Source organism: Aureispira sp. CCB-E (assembly GCF_031326345.1).
GTDB lineage: Bacteria > Bacteroidota > Bacteroidia > Chitinophagales > Saprospiraceae > Aureispira.
Genome location: NZ_CP133671.1, coordinates 6,771,246 through 6,796,021, shown reverse-complemented (window position 1 = coordinate 6,796,021; position 24,776 = coordinate 6,771,246). Strand labels below are relative to the sequence as shown.

18 protein-coding genes are annotated in these 24,776 nt (G+C 35.9%); 8 read left to right on the top strand and 10 right to left on the bottom strand.

Annotation, left to right across the window (positions count from 1 at the left end; translation table 11 throughout):
• Positions 1-41 precede the first annotated feature (41 nt).
• The 4 genes from QP953_RS26345 to QP953_RS26330 form a co-directional block, all read right to left on the bottom strand.
• The gene (locus QP953_RS26345; protein WP_309553413.1) at positions 42-1,658 is read right to left on the bottom strand and encodes a type IV pili methyl-accepting chemotaxis transducer N-terminal domain-containing protein; all 1,617 of its coding nucleotides are present in this window, start codon (positions 1,656-1,658) and stop codon (positions 42-44) included.
• Positions 1,659-1,997: 339 nt separating this feature from the next.
• Complete coding sequence (locus tag QP953_RS26340; protein ID WP_081909544.1) at positions 1,998-3,596, bottom strand: type IV pili methyl-accepting chemotaxis transducer N-terminal domain-containing protein; 1,599 nt, start codon at positions 3,594-3,596, stop codon at positions 1,998-2,000.
• A gap of 206 nt (positions 3,597-3,802) precedes the next feature.
• A complete protein-coding gene (locus tag QP953_RS26335; protein ID WP_052596786.1) occupies positions 3,803-4,582 on the bottom strand; it encodes a hypothetical protein in 780 nt (259 codons plus the stop codon).
• A 73-nt stretch (positions 4,583-4,655) separates the two neighbouring features.
• Positions 4,656-5,894: a DUF819 family protein gene (locus QP953_RS26330; protein ID WP_309553412.1), complete on the bottom strand. Its 1,239-nt coding sequence runs from the start codon at positions 5,892-5,894 to the stop codon at positions 4,656-4,658.
• 554 nt (positions 5,895-6,448) lie between these two features.
• On the opposite strand from QP953_RS26330, the gene QP953_RS26325 reads away from it, so the two are divergent.
• The 6 genes from QP953_RS26325 to QP953_RS26300 all read left to right on the top strand — a co-directional run bounded on the left by QP953_RS26325 (position 6,449) and on the right by QP953_RS26300 (position 11,122).
• Entirely contained in the window at positions 6,449-6,886 is a 438-nt protein-coding gene (locus QP953_RS26325; RefSeq protein WP_052596781.1) for a 5' nucleotidase, NT5C type, read from the top strand.
• A 172-nt stretch (positions 6,887-7,058) separates the two neighbouring features.
• Positions 7,059-7,775 carry a DUF998 domain-containing protein gene (locus QP953_RS26320; protein ID WP_309553411.1) on the top strand — a complete coding sequence of 239 codons (717 nt, stop codon included), beginning with the start codon at positions 7,059-7,061 and terminating at the stop codon, positions 7,773-7,775.
• Between the two features lie 3 nt (positions 7,776-7,778).
• Entirely contained in the window at positions 7,779-8,174 is a 396-nt protein-coding gene (locus tag QP953_RS26315) for a hypothetical protein (RefSeq protein WP_309553410.1), read from the top strand.
• A gap of 179 nt (positions 8,175-8,353) precedes the next feature.
• Positions 8,354-9,301, top strand: a complete 948-nt coding sequence (locus QP953_RS26310) for a cation diffusion facilitator family transporter (RefSeq protein ID WP_309553409.1) — start codon at positions 8,354-8,356, stop codon at positions 9,299-9,301.
• A gap of 174 nt (positions 9,302-9,475) precedes the next feature.
• On the top strand, positions 9,476-10,300 hold the full coding sequence (locus QP953_RS26305; protein WP_052596773.1) for an Omp28-related outer membrane protein: 825 nt from the start codon (positions 9,476-9,478) through the stop codon (positions 10,298-10,300).
• 6 nt (positions 10,301-10,306) lie between these two features.
• Positions 10,307-11,122, top strand: coding sequence for an Omp28-related outer membrane protein (locus tag QP953_RS26300; RefSeq protein ID WP_309553408.1), 816 nt, complete (start codon positions 10,307-10,309; stop codon positions 11,120-11,122).
• Between the two features lie 58 nt (positions 11,123-11,180).
• Here QP953_RS26300 and QP953_RS26295 read toward each other — a convergent pair whose 3' ends face one another.
• The 3 genes from QP953_RS26295 to QP953_RS26285 form a co-directional block, all read right to left on the bottom strand.
• Positions 11,181-11,963, bottom strand: a complete 783-nt coding sequence (locus QP953_RS26295; RefSeq protein WP_309553407.1) for an enoyl-CoA hydratase-related protein — start codon at positions 11,961-11,963, stop codon at positions 11,181-11,183.
• A 240-nt stretch (positions 11,964-12,203) separates the two neighbouring features.
• Positions 12,204-17,261 carry a C25 family cysteine peptidase gene (locus QP953_RS26290; protein ID WP_309553406.1) on the bottom strand — a complete coding sequence of 1,686 codons (5,058 nt, stop codon included), beginning with the start codon at positions 17,259-17,261 and terminating at the stop codon, positions 12,204-12,206.
• A gap of 427 nt (positions 17,262-17,688) precedes the next feature.
• Positions 17,689-18,834: a PorV/PorQ family protein gene (locus QP953_RS26285; protein WP_309553405.1), complete on the bottom strand. Its 1,146-nt coding sequence runs from the start codon at positions 18,832-18,834 to the stop codon at positions 17,689-17,691.
• 570 nt (positions 18,835-19,404) lie between these two features.
• Here QP953_RS26285 and dnaG point away from each other — a divergent pair.
• Together dnaG and QP953_RS26275 are read left to right on the top strand one after the other, a co-directional pair.
• Positions 19,405-21,435, top strand: coding sequence for a DNA primase (gene dnaG / locus QP953_RS26280; protein ID WP_052596764.1), 2,031 nt, complete (start codon positions 19,405-19,407; stop codon positions 21,433-21,435).
• 39 nt (positions 21,436-21,474) lie between these two features.
• The gene (locus tag QP953_RS26275; protein WP_309553404.1) at positions 21,475-22,794 is read left to right on the top strand and encodes a WG repeat-containing protein; all 1,320 of its coding nucleotides are present in this window, start codon (positions 21,475-21,477) and stop codon (positions 22,792-22,794) included.
• Positions 22,795-22,887: 93 nt separating this feature from the next.
• Here the strand turns inward: QP953_RS26275 and QP953_RS26270 are convergent, their stop codons facing one another.
• The 3 genes from QP953_RS26270 to QP953_RS26260 form a co-directional block, all read right to left on the bottom strand.
• Positions 22,888-23,478 (bottom strand): hypothetical protein, encoded by a 591-nt coding sequence (locus QP953_RS26270; protein WP_052596759.1) that lies wholly within the window; start codon positions 23,476-23,478, stop codon positions 22,888-22,890.
• A gap of 20 nt (positions 23,479-23,498) precedes the next feature.
• Entirely contained in the window at positions 23,499-24,089 is a 591-nt protein-coding gene (locus tag QP953_RS26265) for a hypothetical protein (protein ID WP_309553403.1), read from the bottom strand.
• A gap of 138 nt (positions 24,090-24,227) precedes the next feature.
• On the bottom strand, positions 24,228-24,596 hold the full coding sequence (locus QP953_RS26260) for a DUF3127 domain-containing protein (RefSeq protein WP_063833095.1): 369 nt from the start codon (positions 24,594-24,596) through the stop codon (positions 24,228-24,230).
• Between the last annotated feature and the right edge of the window lie 180 nt (positions 24,597-24,776).

Here is a 24,776-nt window from a genome sequence, read left to right as displayed (position 1 = left end):
TGCTTTGTTCAAAGGCAGGCTCTGTAGTTTCTAATAAAAAGCTACTGTACGATCAATTTATCCATCAATTTTTCATACAACTCATTTAATTTATCCAACTTTGAGAACAGAGTATCGCTATGATCTAAAATAGTGAGAATAGCCTCTTGAGGATTGTTTTTAGAAGCTTTGACAATGATTTCCCATTCTTTCTGGCTACTGTGTAAGACTTGTTTAATCGCTTGTGTATTGATAGAAGAATTATTTAAAAGCTCATAGCCTTCCTCGTATTTTTGGAAGCATTGGTATAAGCGTTCTTGTGATAATTGAGAATCTTTGCCTAGGGCATTCATGATAAAATAAACGACAATACGTTGCGAATAAACACGTTGTACACCAACAGTATAAACTTGTTGAGCAATATTGTTCTGAGCACCTTTTTCATGATCGTTTTGTTCATAAAAAGCTTTGTATTCAGGAATAGTTTGTGCGTAATCTTCGATAGCTTTGGCTACTTGATCACAAGAAGCCATGATGACGTGGCTTTTTTCTAAGAGTTTCCCTACGCTAATGTCATTCATATCTTGCCAGTCTAAGGCTAATTTTCGATAATTTTTCCACATAAGATTGACAACACGTATGGCTTCTTTGGTATCCTCTGTGGGGGCAGATCGTTGCAACGAATTAATTTGTTCTTCAAACAAATCAATACTGGCGACTAATTCTCGCTTGTGTTTGGGGATTGCATATTTGTAGGTCATAGCGACATATGATTTGGCAATCCGTTGCGTCAACATATTTTGATAAGCAATGACATTTAAAGTTTTGCTAATGGATAACTTTTTCCCTAAATCTTGGTACATAGCAGCTATCTTATCGGCTTTTTGAGTCAATTCGTTGGATAGTAATAACATACTATTGACGTAGGCAGGATCTTTATCAAAGAATTGGATGTAATTACTTAAGCCCGACCAGTACTTTTGTATTTCTTTGATTTCCACTTGAATTTTAGGAGAGTTAATTTCTGCATTAGCAATTTTGGCAACAACCAAGTCGTATTCCTTAGAGGTTGCTGTTAGTTTTTTGATACAAGCATCTTTGTCAATATCTTGCTTGGCAGCCAAATAAAACAACATGATACGTTGGGTTAGCATTCGTTGATTACCCGTTTCTTTGATCAATTTGATAATATCAGATAGCTCACTATTTCTATACAATTCACCTAACTCTTGGGCATATTCTTCATAAGAAGCAACCAAATGAGTAGAAGCACGAAGCATATGATCGCATTGTGTCAGTAGTTTTGTGGCACCTTTCTCATTGATAGACCAACTAGCAACTTTCTTATATTCGAGCCATAATTCTCGAACATTTTTAATAGCTTGTTTGATTTTATCTGTAGGAGCATAATTTTTAAGCTTTTCTAGCTGAGAATCAAATGTTTCGATGGCTTGGTCTCTTTCTTGATAAAACTTAGGCTCGTAAAGATTATTGTTCAATGCAAAGTAAACTTTGGCTATACGTTGACTCAAGGTTTGTTGACGCATGGCGATGTTTAGTGCTTCACGAATCGTCAAGTTTTTGTCTTTTTCGTTAACGAGAGTAGGAGAGGAGATGGTATAAGAAGGGTAGGTTAGCCCAGTTAGTAGGGCAAACCATAGCAATGTTTGACGATACATAGAAATCAAATTTAAGGACAGTTGTTTTAATAAACAAACGACTTTTTATAAAAAATAATGAATAATTGGGGGCTTATTCATTGGGGATAAAATTTTATAATATCGGGTAATAAATGCGTTGATGATTTCCAAAAAAGATAATTACGTTCAGATAATGTTGATTATTAGCTGAATACTTATCGTTGGTAGTTCGTTGTGTTGTTAGTTACTGTATTATACAAATATATGGTAAAAAAAATTGAATAGGCAATACAATGTTTTTAAAATTAAAAAAAAAGATAAAAAAAAAGCCTGTAATACAATAGATCACAGGCTTTGATGTATTTGGAATATTGTTATTTACTTTTGCTGCATAAACACATTGTCAATATGTTTTTCATAGCTACTATTTAATTGGTCTAATTTGTAAAATAGTGTACTACAAAGTTCTAATACAGTAGGAATCGAGTCTTGGTTAGGCGTTGCACAATGTTTTTCTATGGCTGCCCAGGCTGTTTTTGCCTCTTTTAGCTCGGCATTGATTTGACTGCTATTGACTGGTGATGCAAGCATATCTTGCATGTTTTTATTATAATCATTAATGGTATTTTTCATACGCTGACTAGAAAGGTGGGCATCAATTTCAAGCGCATTCATAATGTAGTAGATAGCAACTCTTTGAGAGTAAACTCGTTGCAAACCTGCTAAGTGCATTTGGTGTGCAATATTTTCTTGTTTGTTTGTGGGGGTACCATTTTCTTTAACAAAGAATGCTTTGTAATCAGGAATAGTTTTGGCTAATACCTCTATTTCTTGAGCAACTCGATCGCAAGTAGCCATCATAACATGTCCTTTTTCAAGAACTTTGACAACACTAATTTCGTCTATTTTTTCCCAAGAAGTAACTAGTTTGCGATAATTTTTCCACATGGTTTTTACAACTCCAACGGTTGCTTTAAAATCCTCTGTTGCCCCTGATGAGCGAGTCATGGATAGCATATGTTCTTCAAAAAGATCAATAGAGGTTAAAATCTCACGTTTATATTTGGCTGGTGCATAACCATAAGCAATTGCTACATACGATTTGGCAATACGTTGTGTTAACATATTTTGGTAAGAAGCCAGATTAATCGCTTTACTAATGGTTAACTTGATACCTAGTGCTTCGTATAAAATGGAAATTTTATCTGCTTTTTGAGAGATATCATCTGCTAATGACATCATTTGATTAACTTCATCTACATCATTATCTAAATTGCCAAGAAGTCCGTTTAAGGCTTTCCAATTTTCTTGAATTTTTTGAAGTTCTGTTCGAATTTCTTGAGAATGGAACTCGGCCGTTTCTAACTTTTCTTGCGTGCTTTTATATTCTTCAACAGCTTTGTCTAGTTTTCTTTTGGCTGTACTAGGATCAATGTTTTGTTTGGCGGCTAAATAGAACAGCATGATGCGTTGGGTTAACATTCGTTGTGTTCCCGTTGCTTGTATCAATTTGATAATATCTAGTGTTTCCGTATTATTAAAGGCATCTTTACTGAGTTCTTGTGCATATTCTTCGTAAGAGATAAATAGTAAGTTGGAGGCATACAGTATTTCATCACACAATCTAAGCAATTCTGTCGCACCTTCTTTGTTGATGGACCAATCAGCAACAGCTTTGTAGTCTTTCCAAAGAGTTTGTACATGCTTTAGAGAGGCTTTGATTTTGTCCGTAGGTGTATACCACTTTAGCTCATCGAGTTGACTTTGAAAGAGCTCAATAGCAGCATCTCTTTCTTGATAAAATTTAGGCTCATATAAATTGTTGTTGAGTGCCAAATAAACCTTTGCGATACGCTGAGTTAAGGTTTGTTGACGAGCGGCTTTATTGATAGCTTCTCGAATTGTAAGCTCTTCCAAAGCCATTAGTTTTCCTCCGAAGCATAGTGATAGTAATAGAATGAATATTCTAAGCGACATGATTTAATTATTGAATGAATAAATGTAGTGAATTGTTTTTTAGAGTGTGTTCTTAGGGCTACGACTATTGTACCAAAAAGTGTCATTCACTTTTGGATAGTAAAATATTAACGATAAATTAATGTAAGATTTGTTGATTAGGGGAATATTTATTTATATGTTCTCAATTAGAAAATCAAATAGAAGGGAGCTATTTAGGGACTGAACTACTGGGGATTGGTAGGGTCCTCTTTTTCTAATTGACTAATAATGGTTTTAATTTGTTGCTCGAATTTTTTTTCTACATCTTGGTCAAAAGGATCGTCATGCAACTGGCTCAATTGAATGTACTGACGAAGGCATTCTTCTTGATGCGTTAGTTCTTCTTCAATGTCATTGATAAGCAGTTTGTTATAGATAGCTTGTTTTTCTAGCTGATTGTTTCCTTCTAATTCTGCCAATTTGTTTTCGTGCAAAGATACTTTTTTGGCTTGACTATTTTGTGTTTTAACACCAGAAATTCGTTCTAGGTTTTCTTTATGAGAAAGAATTAATTTTTCAAATAGTTCTTGTTGTGTGAGTATTAATGAAATATGATTGTTATATTTTTGAACAATTTTTTTTGTATTTTCTAAAACATCAGGAGCTATATTTTTAGACAAATCACGTTGATAGTAAAAGTGACGATCTTGTGTGGTCGGGTTATAATATTCAAAATATAACGGTTTGTTCTTAATTTCTATATGCGATTTCTTGCCAATATCTTGCAGCAAATCCAATTGATTTTTACAGATGGTATTAATTTGATTTTTGCACGCCAACACATTGCGTTCGCAATCGTAAATAGCATCTCGCAATTTTTTTTCCAAAGGAATAATACCATCTACAGCAGAAGTCGTTTCTTCTGATAGTTCTTCTTGATGCAAGGTGTTTTGTCTCTTTGTTGTCCAAACACCTACAGCGATAGAAGCTATTGTTCCTACAATAAATCCAAGAATAATTTCCATAGTTGATATGTTTGTTGTTCTTATTTGTTCTCGTTATTTGCTGTTATTTTGGGAAGTAAAGGGAATAATACACTTAAGTATAACCAATCACACTAGCCACCAAAATACCTAAATAAGTACCAATAATTAGTCCCAGAACACCTAGTGCCATTCCTGGCGCCAACATTTCCTTGTTTTTGATAGCGCTGCATACTTGACCAATAAAAGGAGGACCGAATATACAAGCCGTAGAGGTGATGATAAAGGTGTCTGTATCAATTTTAAATAAAATTGCAAAAAACAAATGAAAAAGCAATAAACTCAACACCAAAATGGCATTAAATGTTAAATAGGTTGGTGCTGCTGCTGCCAATGCCGAGAAATTAGCCATAAAGCCTACTGCTATGGCAAAAATAAGCAACAAATATTGTGCAAACTCATAAACTCCCTGCAAGGATTGTATTCTAGAAGAAAAAGAAAAGAAAATACTCGTTGTTGACAAAACAATCATCAAGAGCATTTCATTTAAATTTCCATCTGCACCAGGAATTAAAAGAGCAACAAGCACGGAAAAACCGATACAAAGTATTGCTAAACCAACTGCTTTTATAATTGGAGTCAGCGATTGTTTTTTGAACGCATCTTTGAAGGACTTAGTTTCATCTAGTACTTGGTTTTGTTGTAGAAGTGCAATGTCTAAAGGTGTTTCGGGAGATAGTTTGTGGGAAGTTGTGGATTTAATGCTTGCAGAAGATGGAACAAAAGCTGGTAGAAATAGACTATAAAAATGCTTGGCAACAGAGGTTAGGAATAAAAAAAAGAGTCCAGAGCAAAAAACATCGGTTGAATTCAAAATAACAAATAATTCATTAGGAGCATTCAGCGCATAACTAATGGCGACCATATTGGGAGTCCCTCCGATGTATACCCCAACCATACAGCCCGCTGTTTGTCCCAAATGGGGCAAGTCTGGATACAAATAAACAGAGAGTAATGTTGCCAATAAAACGGCAATAATACAAAGCCCAAAAGAAAGCAAAAACTGAGGTGCATGTCGAATAGAGCTTCGAATGTCACTTGTCATGAGCAGCATCGGAATAGCTAATAAAACAGAAGCAGCTGTAGCAATTTCTGCAACCGAAAATGCTGCTTTTTGATACGCCTCTTGTGGGAGCCACCATTGCTGGGTATTCCCCATAATGACGCCTATTAAAAAGCAAATAACAACATCACTCAAAATTGTATTTAATTGAATTTTATGACCAATTTTTTGAAGGTAGTAAGGGGCAAAGATAAAAAAAAGGGTGAGTAGCGTTAATAAGATTGCTTGCATAAAGTATAGAGAATATGTGCGTTATAAAGTAGAATTTTTGACGAAGTCGATCCCAAAAGATGATTTTTTAGGTCTATTATTGCATACGTAATAAGAACTCGTATTTATTGAACAATGCCCTTAATGGCTGATGTTTATACAGTTGTTTGACCAAATATTTTGTGTAACTTCAGTCACAAAAGTTCGTTGAAACCACGCAGTAGCAGCCCCGCTAACTAAAAGTAAAGCGCTTGCGAAGTGAACTAATATGAATGTGGTTTTTTATCTTGTTTGTGACTCAACTTGCGATCGCACGAGTGTAGTGAGCTAAAAAAATAAAAAATCAACGAACTACTATCAGTTAATAATACAGATAATTCTACTCAAAAGCTTATTTTAGTGTATTAAAATATGGAAAGTATACAACTCATTCAATCAGAATTATTTTTGAAGAAATGTATGCTTGATATTTGTGTTACAAAAGGATTTAGTCAAGAATTAAAATAATACTTACTTGGTAGACTATAGTAGCAACGAACTAGCTATTGAGAAAATATACTAAAGATAAAAACGATATGAAAAAGCGGGTTTACATTGATATGGACAATACACTTTGTGATTTTGAAACCAAATCAAATCAAATGAAGGAAAGCAGTAAAGGTAAGTTATTTTATCCTCAGTCTCAATATGGTTTTTTTACAAGTTTAGAGCCTTTGCCAGGTGCCATTGAAGCGTATCGAACACTAGAAAAATATTTTGAAGTATATATTCTTACAGCTCCTTCTTACCTCAATCCTTTATGTTATACGGAAAAAAGAGTCTGGGTAGAACAACATCTGGGGCTAGAGACAACAAAGAATTTAATTATTTGCAAGCGTAAAGGATTGCTTAAGGGAGATTATTTGATTGACGATTATCTTTATCCCGAATTTGAGGGAGAACAGATACAGATAGGAATTGCTCCTTTTGAAACGTGGAAAGAAGTGTTAGACTATATGCTAAAATTAGTTTAGTTGATTTTGGTAAAGACGGTTGGTTCTTCTTTTGTAGACTTGGATTATGGCGTATTTTTTGTTATAATAACAGGCTAGTTTTGTGTCTCTTATTGATTACGATTTGGCGAAAAAGTAAGGTTTATTTTGAGAGGCAAAAGTTCTTGAACCAATTTAAATGAATACCAAAATTATGAAAAAAATTGCACCTATAGCAGGTCTAGCAACTTGCATTATTCTATATACCGTTATTATTATTGCAGCAATACCCTATATAGGACAGCAGGGAGAAAGCTATTCTGTTTTTAACCACTTTATATCCGAATTAGGAAGTACAAAATTTTCTGCTCAGCATTTTATTTATAACAATGGAATCATTCTATCTTCTATAGGTTTTGGGTTGTTCACTTTGGGACTAGCGCAGTATGCAGATACCAAAACAAGTCGGATAGCGGTTCGGTTTGGTGTTTTGTCTTCTATATTGTGTATTGGAGTAGGTTTGGTGCCAGAAGATAATCGGGTGCCGCACTTAGTTTTAGCCTTGAGTTTTTTCTCGTTTATGGCATTGTCAACGGCTATATTTTCTTGGAGTATATGGAAAGAGCAAGCGAATCCATTTCCTAAACATACGGCCATTCATGGCTTTTCGATTCCATTAGCATTTGTCTTATTTATGAGTATGCCGAAGGGGTTGATGGCTATTAAACGAGAAGCAGGTCCCTTGTTTGATCGTCCCGAAATTTGGTGGTTGCCTTTTTTAGAATGGATTATTTTTGTTGCCTTGACGTCTTGGATTCTTGTCATTTCCTTTAATATGTTTTTGTTACAACGAGTAGAGCATACTGCCGAGTTGCTAGAAGTAGAGCATCTGTCCAATTCTAATATATCCATTCCCTCAACGAATAAATAAAAAATGGAGCATACTAATATATTAGATTCAGAACTAAAAGAAAACATTTCATCGTGTGGGAATCGAGCATTATGGTGTTTGGGGGGAAGTCTATTTTGTTTGTGGTTAACTTCTTTGTCTTTGGATTATATCGAAGAACAGACGCTTTCTACAACTTTAGAAGGTATTTTAATTGGTACTCCGTTAGGTATGATGGGAATACTAAACTGGATAGGGTGTTATTGGGGGATCAAGGGAGTTCGTTTAAAAGAATCCCAGCAATGGAAATCTGTCTTAGGGGGATTGATGAACCTTTTGTTAACACTTTTTATTGTTCTAGGAGTACTGTTAGCAATGGGGCATTCTCAAGATATTGAACCAGAAGAACTCAATGTGGTTGAATCTGTAGAGATGGAATAAAGAATCGAACAAAACGCCTAAAAATGACACAAACATTATTGTAGCAAAGTGTTTTATACAAAGTTTAATTCGTATTTTAGAAAGTGTACTTTGTGAGTGAGGATAGATGTCTTGTTGTATTAATACTTATGACACTTTTTTTTGCAAGCAACGTATGAAAAAATAATGAGAGAAAAATTATGGGACATCACCACCATGACCACCACCATCACGAACTAAAATTGTCTGAGGTAAATCGGGCTTTGGTTTTTGGGATTGTACTAAATATTATTTTTGTAATCTTAGAAGCAATAACAGGCTTTTGGTTTGATTCTTTGGCTTTATTGTCTGATGCAGGACACAATTTTAGTGATGTTATTGCTTTGGTAATGGCATTAGCTGCTTTTAAGGTATTATCTATACAACCTACCAAAGAATATACTTATGGTTATCGGAAGACAACAATATGGGCAGCATTAATCAATGCTTTGTTGCTTTTAGTTGCTGTAGTTATGATTTTGTGGAAAAGCGTAGACCGGTGGTTAAATCCTGTAGAAGTTGATGGTTTAACAACCGCACTTATTGCAGCTGTAGGAATTATCATTAATGGACTTACAGCGTGGCTTTTTGTAAAAGACAAAGACAAAGATTTGAATATAAAGGGAGCTTACCTGCATATGTTGGCAGATACGCTGGTTTCTGTGGGCGTCGTTTTTAGCGGTCTTATGATTTGGCAAACGGGATGGTATTGGGTGGATACTCTTGCCAGTTGGGTAATCGTTATTATGATACTATTATCTACTTGGAGTTTACTGAAAGATAGTATTCGATTGAGCTTAGATGGTGTTCCAAAAGAAATTGATAGCTCAAAATTGAGTGAGCAAATATTGAATATAAAAGGTGTGATTTCAATGCATCATACACATATTTGGGCTTTGAGTACAGCAGAAAATGCTATGACAGCTCATTTGGTGATTGATAAAGCTTGCTCATTTGATGATGCTGTAACGATAAAAAAGGATATTCGACACTTATTGCAACATGAAAATATTCAACATGTAACCTTAGAGTTGGAAAAAGAAGGGGAACAGTGCTTGGAAAAGGATTGTAAAATTATTAGCGAGCAAGAAATACATCATCATCACTAGAATATTAAGTAATCGTTCAAAAAAATAACAAGTACCGCGCAGTAGCAGTACAACTAAAACAGCCTTCTTTTTGTGCTACTCTTCATCAGAAAAGGGAGGCGTAACTTGCTAAGACAAGTTTTTCTTCTTTGATTAACAAAAAAAAGCAATAAAACTACTATAAAACAATTTATTATGAATAAAATAACAGGATTATTAACCTTAGCTGTTGGCGGATTAATGACGCTTAGTTGTGAAGAAATTCCGCCTCAGATTACACCTTGTCAAACCAATAGAGTTGTATTGGTGGAAGAGTTCACAGGTATTGATTGTGTGAACTGTCCAACAGGTGCAGAAAAATTAGAGGTTTTGTCAAAGCAGAACCCAGGAAAAATCATTGTTGTTGGGATTCATGCAGGTTATTTTGCGACTGATCACAATGGGTTTGATTTGAGATGTTCAGATGGGGTCAATCTAGAGTCGCTGTATTTAGGTCCCGTATCGGGTTACCCTGCTGCCAGCATTAATCGTAAAGTATTTGAGGGGGAAAGTGATGTCGTAACCGACTTGTCAGAATGGGCTGGTTATATTGGTTCTGAGATTTGCGAACGACCAATTGCAGAGTTATCTTTAACCAACACATTCGATGCGGCGACAAGAAAAGCGTCTATTACTGTTGACATGACTCCAAGCACCTTTTTTGTAGATGCTATTGATGAAAATCTGGCAATAACAGTAATGATCACAGAAAGTAATATTGTTGGTTATCAGAAAACACCAGCTGGCTCAGACCCTGCTTATGTACACAAACACGTGTTGAGAGATGTTCTTTCTGATGATTATACAGGAGATGTTGTTATAACAAAAGGAAATGTATTATCAGCACAACAAAAAGTGATTTCAGATTATCCGATTCCTGCCGATTGGAATATTGATAATTGCTATGCGGTTGCTTTTATTCATTACAAAGGAGATAATAACAAAACAATATTACAAGCTGTTGAAGCTCATATAAAATAAGCTATTATGCCTAAAATGTATCATTATATTATTGCTACGATTGTCTTGTCTGCTCTATTGAGTATAGGTTGCGAAGAGAATCCACCTCAAATTACACCTTGTCAAACCGACAGAGTTGTATTGGTAGAGGAATTTACAGGTGTGCATTGTTCGGGTTGTCCGAAAGGGCATCAGAAAATCAAAGAATTGCAAGCTCAATATCCTAATAAAATTATTCCTATTGCGCTTCATGCAGGGTATTTGGCTAGACCTCATAATGGATGGGATTTTAGGATTGCAGAGGGTGTTGAAATTCACAGTTGGTCAAAACCTTTAGGAGAGCCAAGTATTAATGTTAATCGACAATATTTTGCAGATAAGGGGGTTTATGGGATTATATATCCTAATACATGGGCAGGACCAATAGCAGAAGAAATGTGTTTGCCTCCTGATGCTTCTATTGAGTTAACACCAACATTCGATGTAGGAACAAGAGCGTTAAGTGTTACAGTGGATGTTGCCCCTGTCAATGCTGTAAAGATGAAAGAAAATGTCGCTATTAGTGTGGTCATTACAGAGAACAATGTCATTGCACCTCAATTGACAGATTCTGGTTGGGAGAATAGTTACACCCATAATCACATGGCAAGGGCTTTTTTGACCGATACTTGGGGGACAAAAATTCAAGAGAAAGGGGCTGTTCTTGTGCCTTATCGAGAAACATACACGTACACTTTGCCAACAGGGTGGGATGAAAACAATTGTCATATCGTAGCTTTTGTCCACTATCAAGGCGACGAACGATATATTTTGCAAGCTACTGAAGAAGCTTTAATTCCATAATAGAGAAAGCCCCGACTTTACTGAATCGGGGCTTTTTATTCAAAATATGCTCTAAAGACTATTTGCCTTGAAAGTTCGCTTTGCGTTTCTCCACAAAAGCAGCGGCACCTTCTTTAAAGTCTTCTGTTTTTACCGTTTGAGCAAAAAGTAATACTTCTTGATTAAAACCATCTTTCTCTTTGTCAAAATAAGCATTGACAGCGGCAATCGTTTTTGCGATAGCAATAGGAGCTTTTTTAGCAATTTTCTGTAGTATTGCTATTGCTTTAGGTACCTCTTCGCCATGAGGAACAACGTGATTTGCTAGTCCCCAGTCTAGTGCTTTTTGAGCATCAATCATATCGGCAGTCATCAACAACTCTAAAGCTCTTCCTTTGCCAATATACTGTACTAAGCGTTGTGTGCCACCATATCCAGGAATCAAACCTAGGTTAACTTCTGGTTGACCAAAAACCGCTTTTTCGCTGGCAACGCGAATGTGACAAGCCATTGCTAACTCACACCCTCCGCCTAATGCATAACCTCCTACAGCAGCAATGACAGGAACATGAAACTGTTCAATTGTCGCAAAGATGTCATGACCATTTTGAGCCATATGCAAACCACCTTGAGCATCCAAACCACTGAATTCTGTAATATCAGCACCTGCAACAAAGGCCTTTTCACCTGATCCTGTTAAAACAACTCCTCTTAACTCTTTTAAGTCTAATGCATCTTTCTCAAATAATTCACGCAAATCACTTAATGTCTGCTTGTTGAGTGCATTTAGTGCTTTAGGTCGATTGATGGTGACGACCAAAATACCATCTTTATATTCTGTTAAAAGATTTGTATACTTCATCTGTCCTTATTTTAAAATTGATTCGTTTTTAGGTTCTCTAATTGTTGAAACAAAGATAGTATTTTTCAATCATTATCATAATAATAGCGCTACTTGATGCGATTACGAACAAGTCCATCAGTTGCTCTAAATACCTTTTTTAAAGCAGATTCAGTAGAGAGCTTATCGGGGGCATAAAAAAAGAGCTACAGTTTTGCAGCTCTTTATTAATATCATGTTTTGAGAAATTTCAATAATAATCTATCGCATTAGATACATTTTTCCAAAACCTTGTCGGAACATATAATCTGTTCTATTACTATAGGTTTCATAATCTTCTCCATCTCTTTTGGTAATAACTCGATAGAGATAAACGCCATTTGCTAATTGGTCGCCATATTCATCTTTTCCATCCCAAGCATATTCTGTTCGGTTTGTTCCAATTCGGAGTGTACCTAATTCATCTTGAGTAATTTCTCGGACAACTTTCCCTGTCACGGTTAAGATTTGGATTTTCATATAATTGGGCAATTCTCTGCCTGTTAAGGTGAATACAAATTGGGTAGACGTAGAAAAAGGATTTGGATAGTTGAGCATGTTAGAAATAGAAGGCTTATTAATAACCTCGAAGTCGACACTATAACTCAATTCACCCGAATTATTTCCAGATTTATCCGCAGCACTAACAAACAAGGTGTACATACCGTCCTCTTTTAAATCAGGATGCATGATAATTTTTGCCTTATTTTCAATATCCAACTTACTAGGGTCGGCAGGATAAAATTGCATATCTGTGGTAGCGGGAGACAAAAGCATCTCGCCATTTGGAAAACTAGGATGTCGGATGATAATGCTAAAATCCTCTAAGTCATCTAAACCTAAGTATTGATTTTCATCAGATAAAGTAATAACAATTTCAGGTGTACCAGATACAATGTCTTTATTCAAAATATGGACTCCGTCAAAGGTGACATCTAAGATAGGATTGATATTATCTTGTAAGACTTTAAAGGAGGCTAAACCAATATTATTAAAATGATATTGCTCTGGTTGATCTCTATTCGGATTTATTTCAACCATCAACAATTGATTGGAACCTTGTAAATTTACGGTAGGAAATTCAACACTAGCATGAAGAGTATCTGCTGTTCTCAAAGAATCCAAACGAGCATATTGAACCAAACCACTACCTAATATTTCAAACTTGACAAGCATGCTATCCATATCTAAGGGGCTAATATTTTCCATGGCAATATCCAACTTTATAGCTTGACCTTGTTGTATGCAACTATCATCCAAGGAAACAAAAAGTTCTGGTCTTAACGCTGCTTCTGGAACCATATCAGCAATAACCCGCCAATATTTTAATTGTGGAGGTGTTCGATCAACAGAATCTAGCGTGTTCCAAACCAATTCCAGATAAGGGTATTGAGCTGGATTAATAGAGGTTAATGACTCGTTGAGATTTGTCGTTGGACCGACCAGTAATGTTCGAACATTCTGATTGGCATCTAAACCATAAATCTCTACGTTAACTTGGTCGTTGGGCAAATTATCATGATCCCAATACATAGCCCCCCAATAGTTGGCTGGACCAATGATGGTGGAGGTCTGAAAGCCTTGGAACCAGTTTTCTTGTAAAGGACCTGAAATGGTTAAAATGTCACTAGGGCTAGTTGCTAAAACAGAGTTTTTATGTACATAAGTACTATCTCCTTTCTTGAAAAAAGTTCCCCATGGCAAAGGACTAGATGGGCTAGAATTATTAATCCAATCATCAATATACCAAACGCCTTCGTCTTTAAATGTATTAATCAATGAATTGGACCACGCAAATGGCTGGGCATTATTGAGGGTATATGCCAGTACATAATGTCCATTTGGAACAACATTCGCGATGAAATTTTCTAGAGAATCACGTCCCGCAACAGTATTGGTTTCAAACAAAAAGTTAGGAGAGATTCGCCCAGCAGCATCACAGTTGACGGCTCCATATTGTGTACTAAACCCTGGTATTCGCCAAAAATCTAGTGTGCCAGGTTCAATAACCGCAACATACAAACCATTCCTATTCGGACAGCGGCATTTATCAAGTTTGCTACCATTAAAATAAATAGCAACGTTTTCAGGATGCAAGACATTGGGCGTACGTGCTGTTGTTGCCGAAACTTCTTGAATTGAGTTGATGTATTTGAACTCTCGGTCGGGTTCTTCGATATAGATATTGGTATGGTTGTCTTTTAAATACTGAAAGAAATGAGATTGATTCCAACCTGGGTAACTACCATTAATATAAATAAAAGAACTCCCTGCCCAAGAATAACCAACCGTTGGGTTGGTTGAATCAACACTAACTCGCCAATAATAAACGGTACTATCTAGGTAGGACATACTTGGTGTCCATTGAACCAAGCCGCCTACTTGCGTAATGGTCGTTTGTTGCAAAAGTGGACTATTAAAGTATTCTGTTGTATCTATTTGAAAAGCGTATGTCTGAGAAGTTGCAAAGGCGTTGCCAGTAGAAGCTTTGAGGGTAATTGGGGTCGTAGGGACAATAGCAAATTCATAAGGAGAAACGGGAACAATGGCATCGGATAAAATAGCAACCGCATATTGAATGACATCGTTGTTATTTTCTGCGGATGGATTGGGGCGTTCATCAACATCGTTGTCTGCATCGACATAGATGTTGAACTTATTGATTCCTAGTGCATTGGTTCCTATCGGGACAGGAATGGTAAATTTGGTATTGTAATAGGGTGCTGTGACTTGTTGCGAAGTAACAAAAGCACTTGTCCCATCGGGGAAAATACGTTCTACTTTAATGTTAAAAACAGTATCAATAGCACGCCCAATATTGTATACATCTACTTCCAAATTAAAGGTGTTCATTTGTACTGTAACAACATCAGGAGAGTGACTAACCAAGCTTCGATCAATGTAATAGTCAGGGTAAGTAGCGGTTGAAACCTGATAAGCAGGATCACCATGATAAGTCATATAATGACAAGCCATTTGATTGGTGGTCGAGTAATTTCCTGTACTTTCTAGGCTACCTATGGCTCTTTTTACAGATTTAGAAGCCCCTTCGTTGTAATGAGTGATACTAACGCCTTGATAAAATTGTTGTGCAAATTGGTTTAAGGCTTCTAATGCTGCGGCACTTGAAGAAGCTAAGAATACGCCAGCTCCTGCTTGTGGCTCAAAAATAAACTCTTCGCTGATCAAAGGATTTTGTTCGAACATGGTACCACCATAACAACCCAATGCCATAATCAGTGGATATTTTTTATAATTAGAATAGTTTTGAGGATGATCTAAATTAAAGTCAAAACTATTGGCAGAAGAATGCCCAAAGAAGGTGAGCATCGATATTCCTGAGTTGATGAGAGAGTCCAAATAGGCGGATTGCGCAGCTTGAATTGGATTGGTCGATGTTTTGAAGAAAGACTGTACCGTCCCCCCATACGATGGATTTTCAATAATGGTTTTCATGCCGTTTAGGCGGCTTCTAATAATGTTCTGTTCATTACTATTCTTACCACCTCCTAGATGTAATATATTCTTAGTCCAACCTCTTGCTGCCAATGTTTGTGGAGCAGCACGTTCTGCTTCTACATCAATTATTTTTTGGAGATAGGTGCTTACTTGGTCGCCTGTGCTAGCAGAGAGTCGCCCTACAGCAATAGCAGGCTCGTCACTGTTAATAGAAGCCATTAAAATATGATCGGAAGGGGGATAGCCAAAGGTAGGAATAAGTGCATTGAGTCTATTGGCTCTAATGTCTTTATAAACTCGACCTTTTCCAATTAAATAGACATATTCTGGATTGATCCAGTTTTGTTTGATAAAATGCGCAAAATGACGAACGGCTAAAGGATGCAACGTAATGCCATAAGCAAATTGATCGTAAAGCTCTTGAATTGTAATTTCTGTTGTGACATAACCTCCTCCTACTGTTGATTGGCGGTAGGCTTGGTAATCAAATATAGGATTGCTGCCCGAAGAATTACGGCGTAAGCTAGGATGGGTAATGATAACATAATTGGTTGGTGTAAAAATAGGAGAGGCAAAGTTTCTAAATGTAATTGGTGTGACAGCCAATACGTCGGTATAACTATTGGTGTTGCCTTCGTTAACCAAGACCAATTCTCGTGCTTGAGCAGATGGTGTTAAGTCTGTTAGTAAACGCCCATTGGCGGCATCATAAAAGCATTGTATGCGGAGATTGTTGGTTAAGTCGTATAGGTAGAACTTATTTTGATTGGCATTGGTAGCATCTATATTATTCATCTCAATGTATTTCCTTGTGCTATGCGCAGGCATTGTAAATGGAAAAATATAGTTGCCATCAAAATTAAACTCTCTAGCATAAGTAATTTCAGCATAAGCTACATAATAACGATCGGAAGCATTCGCTGTACCTTCTAAGGCTAAATTAGTACCTCCTGCTTGTATAATTGAACTAGGAAGAGACGCCGAATACTTACCTGTTTTCCATGCATTAAAATTATAGCTTGCATAGGTGCTACTTCCTGATTTGATTTCCAATGTATGGGCATAATCTCCTGGAGTAAATATTTTAAAAGCACCAGTTGCAGTAGGTCCACTCGAAAAAGGATGGTTGGTGGGTATGGTTAAGCTAAATGATTTTTGTAGTGGAGATCCAAAACCTTCTCCTTCTTCAAACGTAGATTTGCTCAATCGTTCTGTTGAAATTTGCCAAGTCAATCCTTCGTTCCACGTACTTGTATAAACTACCTTACTTGTATACATAAAATAAGGCTCCTTGGCTGGAATATTGGATAAATTAGCTCCAAGCGTTGTATAGTGCTTGGTAGAAGGTGTGTTTCCCCATGTTAAAAAATAGGCTGCGGTATCAGAATAAAGGCTATATTCTTCATTAAAATGATGCCCTATTTCATTGTAACAATTGACATCAAATTCACCTCTATTCTTTTTACCATAAAACTGAATATAGTTCAATGTCCCACCAGAGGTTTCTACTTGAATAGGAACTTCTTTTCCTCGATTAAAAACCTGAATACCATTTGTATTGATGCTGCTAATATTTACACCAGCTTGTTGAAGGGTAGCCGCACTAATACGGTACATGCCATCTCTGGCAACTTTTATTTTATAATATTCTTTACCATTGCTATAGTCGATCCATTCATTGCCAAAAAGACCGTCGTGTCCTTGCGCTGTTGCATCGGAGACATAGCCCATTAATACTAAAACTAAGGCAATAGGAAACATTTTTTTGAAATGTTGTGTATTGGTTGGAGAGGTTGCTACTTTGTAAAAAGAAGATTTCATAATAATAACTATTTGACATAGAATAGAAGCCAAAGCTATCTACTGCTATTAAAAATTTAATACCTCATGATTTTTTTAGTTAAAAAAAACTAAAAAACATCTTTACATTAGTATGATTACCAGTTCTTTGGATAATAAAGTGGCAGAATTGTACCTTGTTGGCAATCAGATTAATATAACTTTTCAAGAAGTAATGAAAAATTAGAACTAGGGGAATATATAGTTTTTATAGAACCGTATGAAGCCTTGTGTATAGTACCCATTTTTTAGTAATCAGAATAGTCTGAATGATACAAAGTCTAACACAAGACAAAATTAAGTATTCATAGAAATCGTAGGGTCAAAAACAAAGTTCTCAAGGCATTACTGGGTTTTGAGTAATAATACCTTGAGAACTGTTACGATTTAAACGATATGGATATAAGGTTTATTCTTCATCTTTTAACGCATTTTTGATATACTTAAAGCTAATGTCAATCTTGATGGACACAATATGAGAAAGAATAGCTCCTTGAGTATTATCCAAAATAGCACCACCAGCATTTAAGCCCAAAGCATAATCAACATAAAATTTATAAATTCTAAATCCAACCCCAAAGTTGGGTTGTACAGCCCATTTTTGGTTGTCAGAAATATCTTTAAACTGTTGTATATTATTGATACCACCACGCAAGAAAATCAAGTTGTTGTAATGCAACTCCAAACCCAGCGCAGGATCAAAACTAATGGGATCCGCACTAATTAACACATTGCGACGTCCATCGGTTGTCATATTGAAATCTAATTCTGTTGTTAGTCCAATGTATTTTTGTTTTTTTCCTTCTTTGGGAGTACCAATTTTAAAATCTTTGTGATATGCTACTCCCAAGCCAACTGTTGGGCGAGTGATTTCCATAGACTTGACTGGAATATCATTTCCTGTAATATCAAGTACTTGCTTTTCTTCTTCTGTAAAGTTGAATGACCAAGCATTAAAAGTAGTTGAAATATCTTTTAACATCAAACCAAATTGCCAATCTCCACGGCGATATTGAGCACCAATATCAATTCCAAATCCCCAAGAGGTAGCAAAAGGACCAATTTTTCGATGGACTACTTTAGGAGTGACTCCTACTGACAGACCCAAGGATTCAAAACGCTTGGCATAATGCAACATGAACGCATAATCAGCTGCATTAAAAGTAGTTACATTATTATAGTTAATGGTACCATCTTTTTCATAAAGCGTCAAGGTATTGGGAATATTATCTACACCAAAACGGATGAAGGTAAATCCCAAATAGTGTGCTTTGTTCATAATAGGAGCAGCTAGCCCTACATAATCGTATCGACCAATACTAGCAAACCATTCGTTGTGCATGGCGGCTAATTGTAAGTCGGTATCAACTCCTGTTAAGCCTGCGGGGTTCCAAAAACCAGCAGTAGCATCATTGACCTGAGCAATTTGAGCACCTGCCATAGCTTGTGCCCGAGCACCAACACCTATTGATAAAAATTCATTACTATACTTTTGGGCATTCACAGAAGACACGAGCGCAAAAATGGCACTGGCTATAAAGAGTAATCGTAGCATTAATTAGCTGTTTTGTTTTTTAGTATAATTGTTCCACATTTGTGTTTATTATCCTTTTGGGAATCTATTCTAATAAGACACTATTTTATTGGTAGAATATAGATGACAGAATCAAGACAAAACTACAAAGTTTTGTTTGATTCACCTACTGTAATAAATTATAAAAAGATAATAATCATGTAAAATTACACCATAAACTAATAATTGCTTGTTGTGTTAATTGTGAAGTTGTTTAAGATAAAGGAAGTTGACTTTTGTCTATCTCTTATATCGTTATAGACAAGCAAGATGCTGCTTTGGTTGGAAAGTTTCAAGACTTTAATGACGGTAGAAATAGAATTATGAGAATTAGATGACAAAAAAAAGTCCCGCCCCTTAAAAAAGGAGCGAGACCCACACTATAAGAACACCCAATTAAAACCTTTATATTTTTGTATTTATAAATTTCCAATTTTTATGCCAAACTAAGCTTTTCTCAACTTTAAAAACCCAATTTGAGCAAAAAATAAAGCTTTGCTCTATTCTAAGCGATTTTTTGTATCTTTGAATAAAAATTGCAAATGCTATTATATGATAACACAAAAAACAATCCAAACTATATTTGAGACGGTAAAAGTTGAAGATGTAGTGGGCGATTTTGTTAAATTAACACGCCGAGGAGTCAATTATATTGGACTTTGCCCTTTTCATAATGAGAAGACACCCTCGTTTACGGTTTCGCCAGCAAAGAATATTTACAAATGTTTTGGTTGTGGAGAAGGAGGGAATGCTGTTAATTTTATAATGGATTTAGAGCAATTGTCTTATCCTGAGGCGTTAAAAAGCCTTGCTAAAAAGTACAACATTCCTATAGAAGAAGATGAATTGACAGAGGAACAGGCGGCACAATTGCAGTTGTCGGATAGTTTGTATGTTGTCAATCAGTTTGCCAAAGAACACTTTCAGCAGCAACTATTTGAAACAGACTATGGGAAAAGTGTGGGGTTGAGCTACTTTAAGCAGAGAGGTTTTAGAGAAGAGATTATCAAAAAATTTGGCCTTGGTTTTGCCAATGGAGGCGCCAACGATTTGATGCAAAAAGGACTCAGCAAAGGCTACGAAGAGGAGGTTTTGGAGAAGGCGGGCTTGATTAAAAATAAACGGGATTTCTTTAAAAATAGAGTACAATTTCCCATTCATAATGTATCTGGAAAAGTAATTGGCTTTGGGGGAAGAATTTTGACTGCTAATAAAAAAGCTCCCAAATATCTCAATACCCCTGAAACAGATATTTATAACAAACGAAAAACACTTTACGGAATTTACTTTGCTCGTAAAGCGATTGTTAAGATGAATGAGTGTTATATGGTGGAGGGGTATACCGATGTTATTTCTCTACACCAAGCGGGTATTGAAAATATTGTCGCTTCTTCAGGAACTTCCCTCACCGCAGATCAAGTGCGTTTGGTCAAACGTTATGCTCCTAATATGACGATTTTGTACGATGGAGACAAAGCGGGAATCAAAGCTGCTTTGAGGGGCTTGGATATTGTAATTGAACAAGATATGAATGTGAAGGTAGTCTTGCTTCCAGAAGGAGAGGACCCCGATTCGTATCTCAAAAAAGTTGGGGCGACTGCCTTTAAAGAGTTTATAGATCGAGAAGCCAATGACTTTATTCTTTTTAAGAGTAATTTATTGCTCAAAGATGCCGAACACGACCCTATTAAGAAATCAGAAGTCATCAAAGATATTGTTGGTTCTATTGCCAAAATTCCAGATGCTTTGAAACGGTCGGTTTATGTCAAAGAGTGCGCTCAATTAATGGAAATGAGTGAACAATTGTTGCATACTGAGATTAATAAACGCATTCAAGCCAATGCCAAAAAACAATACCAGCAAGAACAACGTCAAAAATCACGGGAAACTAAATCGACCAAACCTTCTTCAGAACCTGATTATTATGATCCTTATGAAGGAATGCCCTCTGAGGAAGAAATGTTGTATGCTGGCGGGGAGTTTCCTATGGAAACAGGGGGACAACCTCAAAAACGGAATACCAATGTTAAAAAGAAAACGGCAGAAGAATATCAAGAAATGGATATTGCCCGTATTTTAATCAACTTTGGTGACCGACAACTGGATAAAGAAACGACCGTGGCGGAGTTTATTTTGTTGGATATGTTGGATATGATTGAAGAATTTGATCATCCAATTTGTAGTAAAATTGTACAAGAGTATTTGACTAAGTTACAAGCCAACGAAAAAATAACAACCAACTATTTTACTTATCATAGTGATCCTGCTGTTGCTAAGTTGGCTGTCGATTTGGTCGCAAGAATGGAGGAACATGATTTTTCGGAAGGATGGGAACGTTTAAATGTATTTTTGAACACACAAGAATTACCTGAAATTAATCATGTTGCCGATGCCAAAAGTAGTATTTTAAGATTCAAACTAAAAAAAATAGAGCGTCTAATTCGCAAAAATCAATTGCTGTTGAAAGCATCTCAAGAGGCTAAAAATGATACGGACGTATTGATTTATATGAAAGTTAGTTTAAAATTAATGGAAATAAAAAAGGACTTGGCAACACAAATGAATACCGTTGTATTGCGTTGATTGTTATACTAAATTAAGTTCTTGTCAAATCAAAAAATCATGCATTATTATAATTTCTTGTTGGTTCTTATTTGGGGGCTTCTTCCTGCATTTTTAATAGCACAGCACAATAATTCTTTCCAAAAAGTTTATCAAGATAATTGTTTGGTTGGTTTGGTTGATGCTAATTCAAAAGAAATTTTACCTACTCAATTTGATGCTGTAGGAACTCAACCAATTGGTGATGGCTGGTTGGTAACGGCTAAAGATCGGAGACAAGTCCATTATTATTGGTATCAAAATGAACAGGTTACAGCGTTGCCTTATGCTCAAGTAGAACGTTTGAATGATCGCTTGTTTAAGGTAAGCAAAGATGGTGTATATGGTGCTGTAAACACAGATGGTAATGGCGTTTTATTAATTGCTTATCAAGAATTAGTTGCCGCAGGTACAGAGGCTGTCATAACAGTATATGAAGATGCTTATGGGGCAGTAGATGTAGATGGTCAAACTATATTGCCCAATAAATACGACGCATTAAAGTATTGGTCTATGGGCGGTTTTTGGGGGCTAAAAGATGGGGATTATCAATTGTATGATCGCAAAGGTCAAAAAAAAGGAACAACTGTTTGTGATATTGTTCGAGTACCTACGGCTGATTTGCCTGTTTGTGGTGTCCGAAAGAATAAGCAGTGGGGCGTTGTTAATTCAAAAAATGAGTTGATACTGGATTTTGAGTATAAAAATCTGTTGTTACTAGAGGTAGGAATGATTGCTGTATTACAGAAAGACAAAAAGTGGGCGTTGTTGGATTTAGAAGGTCAGCAAGTAGTTGAAAAGACGTATGATTTGGTTTTACCTTCTGTACATGCTCAATATATCAAAGTTGTAGAGGAGAGCCAATTAGGGTTAATGAATGCAGCAGGAAAATTGGTTTTGCCTATTGAGTACCAAAAAATCGATTATATCGGACACAATTGGTTTGCAGTAGAAAAGAAGAGTGGCGAAATCCAGTTATTTAACCTCAAAACTCAAGCGTTTTATAAAAATTCTTTTCAAAAATTCTTAAATGCAGTAGACAACAATAGTTGGAAAGGTTGTTTGGTTCAAGAACAAGATGTGTGGAAATGGTTTGATTTTGAAAGAGGCTTGCAATCTACATTTGCTTTTCAAAATGTTAGCCGAACATCTTCGGGAGTAGTCTTAGTAGAAAATGAAAAACACCAATTGGGCGTTTTTAGCGGAGAAGGAATGCTGCTTTTGCCCATGGAATACCAAGCGATTACTCCTCAGGATGATTTTTTTAAAGTCAAGAAAATTGGTCTAGATTGGTTTTTTGTGAATCGCAATAACAAACGTGTCAATTGCATTCAAGAATAAATTTTAAAGAGCTGTCAATTGGTTATACTAATGTATAAGCAGCAATAAACTAATATAACCAATTGACAAACTAATGTAGAAGCCCTTGTCAACTTATCGTTTGATGACAATCTCTATAATCTTAGCCTCTTTGGATACGGCATTAATATCTAAATCATAAGTAGCATGTGGTTCATCAATTCTAAAGGCTAAGTTTCCATAATTGGCAAAGGTTTGCGATTCGATTTCTGATCCGTGTACTTCTAGGTTAGGATATTTATCAAGCAATTCACCAAAAGTATGTCCTAGACCTATGCCATCTTCTGTTTGTGCGAGGGGAGAGGTAATGTAGATCTCTCCAACCAACTCTTGGTCTATAGGATCGGCTAAGAAATAAGCAACAACGCCATTTTCATTATGCTTGATGTTATAGATTTCAAAATCTCCCTCTCCGGTTTGGAGTAAATCCTCTTCTATAATTGCCTTATGTTCTTCAATTGGGCTTCCTGGAAAAACTTGAAGAAAAGCGTTTTCATAAATGATTAAAGGCTGTTCTTTTTTGGGAACCTCTGTTGAAGTAGAAGTTGTGTAAGGAGCTGTTTGTTCTTCTATTGTTTCTAAACTGGTAGTTTTTGTCGTATTATCACAACCAATTAATAAAGCACAAAAGCCGCTAAGAAGTAGAAAAAGTCTTGTTTTATTCATGATTATGATTGTTTTATGGACTAGTTAAGTTCAGGATTAATGTCAGGTATTTTTCCATCATAGGGAATGCGGATGTCTTCGGTAGAGCCATCTTCTTTGGTGCCAACAAAAAGCAATTCTGTATCACCAACTTTCATTTCCTGTAAATTAATTTTGATAAAAGGATTGGTACTAATAGGTTGTTCTTTTAGAATCATAGAACCATTTTTATGAATAGAAAAAGACCATTTATTGACGATATGTCCATTACCATGATCTAGAACAACGTTGTGTAAATAAAGCTCTTGATCTTTGAAGGGAAGATGTTTAACAGCATAGAGTGTGTCCCTACGAATAATATTTCCCTTTTCTTTCATTTTGAGCCGTTTTTGTTCTACACTAACCATACTAAGAAAGTTTTTTTGGTACTGTTCGCCAACTTTAGTAGCGTAAGTGGATGAATTAAGCATTGTATACTTAGTATCAGAAGCTTCCGAATCGTTTGGCTGAGCAGGGTCTGGAATTGCTGTCGATGGAATTGTCGGAGCAGGAGGTGTCGTTTGTGTATTATCGTTAGTACAAGAACAAATAAAAAAAACTCCAAAAGCAATAACGTAAAATAAGTATTTCATAGTCGTATAGGTGTTGTTGATTATTCTTACAATCTTCTTGCAACAATAACCTTGTACTTGGCGGTTAAGATTAGAAACTGAATTTTGATTATGGGTAGCATAAAAAAAGCCCCGAAGGGCTTCTCTATAAAATGTTGTCTAAAATGGTAAATCATCAGCAAAAGAATCTGCTGGAGGTTCTGCATCTGCAGAAGGAAATGGTACATCAGTAGCAGCAGGAGCCTCTGCACTTTTTTCCAAACGCCAAGCGTTCAAAGAAACAAAATAAACATCTTCTCCTTGCTTATTGGTCCATTTGCGACCACGAACATTGAAATGAACAGAAATTTCTTCGCCAATTTTGTGACTTTCAATATCATCACATTTAGCTTGAGTTAGTTCAAATTTTACCATTTGTGGGTATTGTTCATCTGTTTCAATTACAAATTCACGTTTAGCAAAAGTATCTGTTACTTGTTGCTTGTCCATTATGGCAATGATTTTACCAGTTAGTTTTAATTCTGACATGATTAATATAGGTTATTAAATTATTGAGTATTTTATTTCTAGTAATTTGTTGGCTACAGGTACTCTAAATGTTCGTATAGAGTCATTTATACGTAAAAAGACACAAAATGTGTCAAAAAAGCTCACAAAAATACAAAAAAAATAAAATTTCCTGTGTTTTTTGTATTTAAAATACAAAAC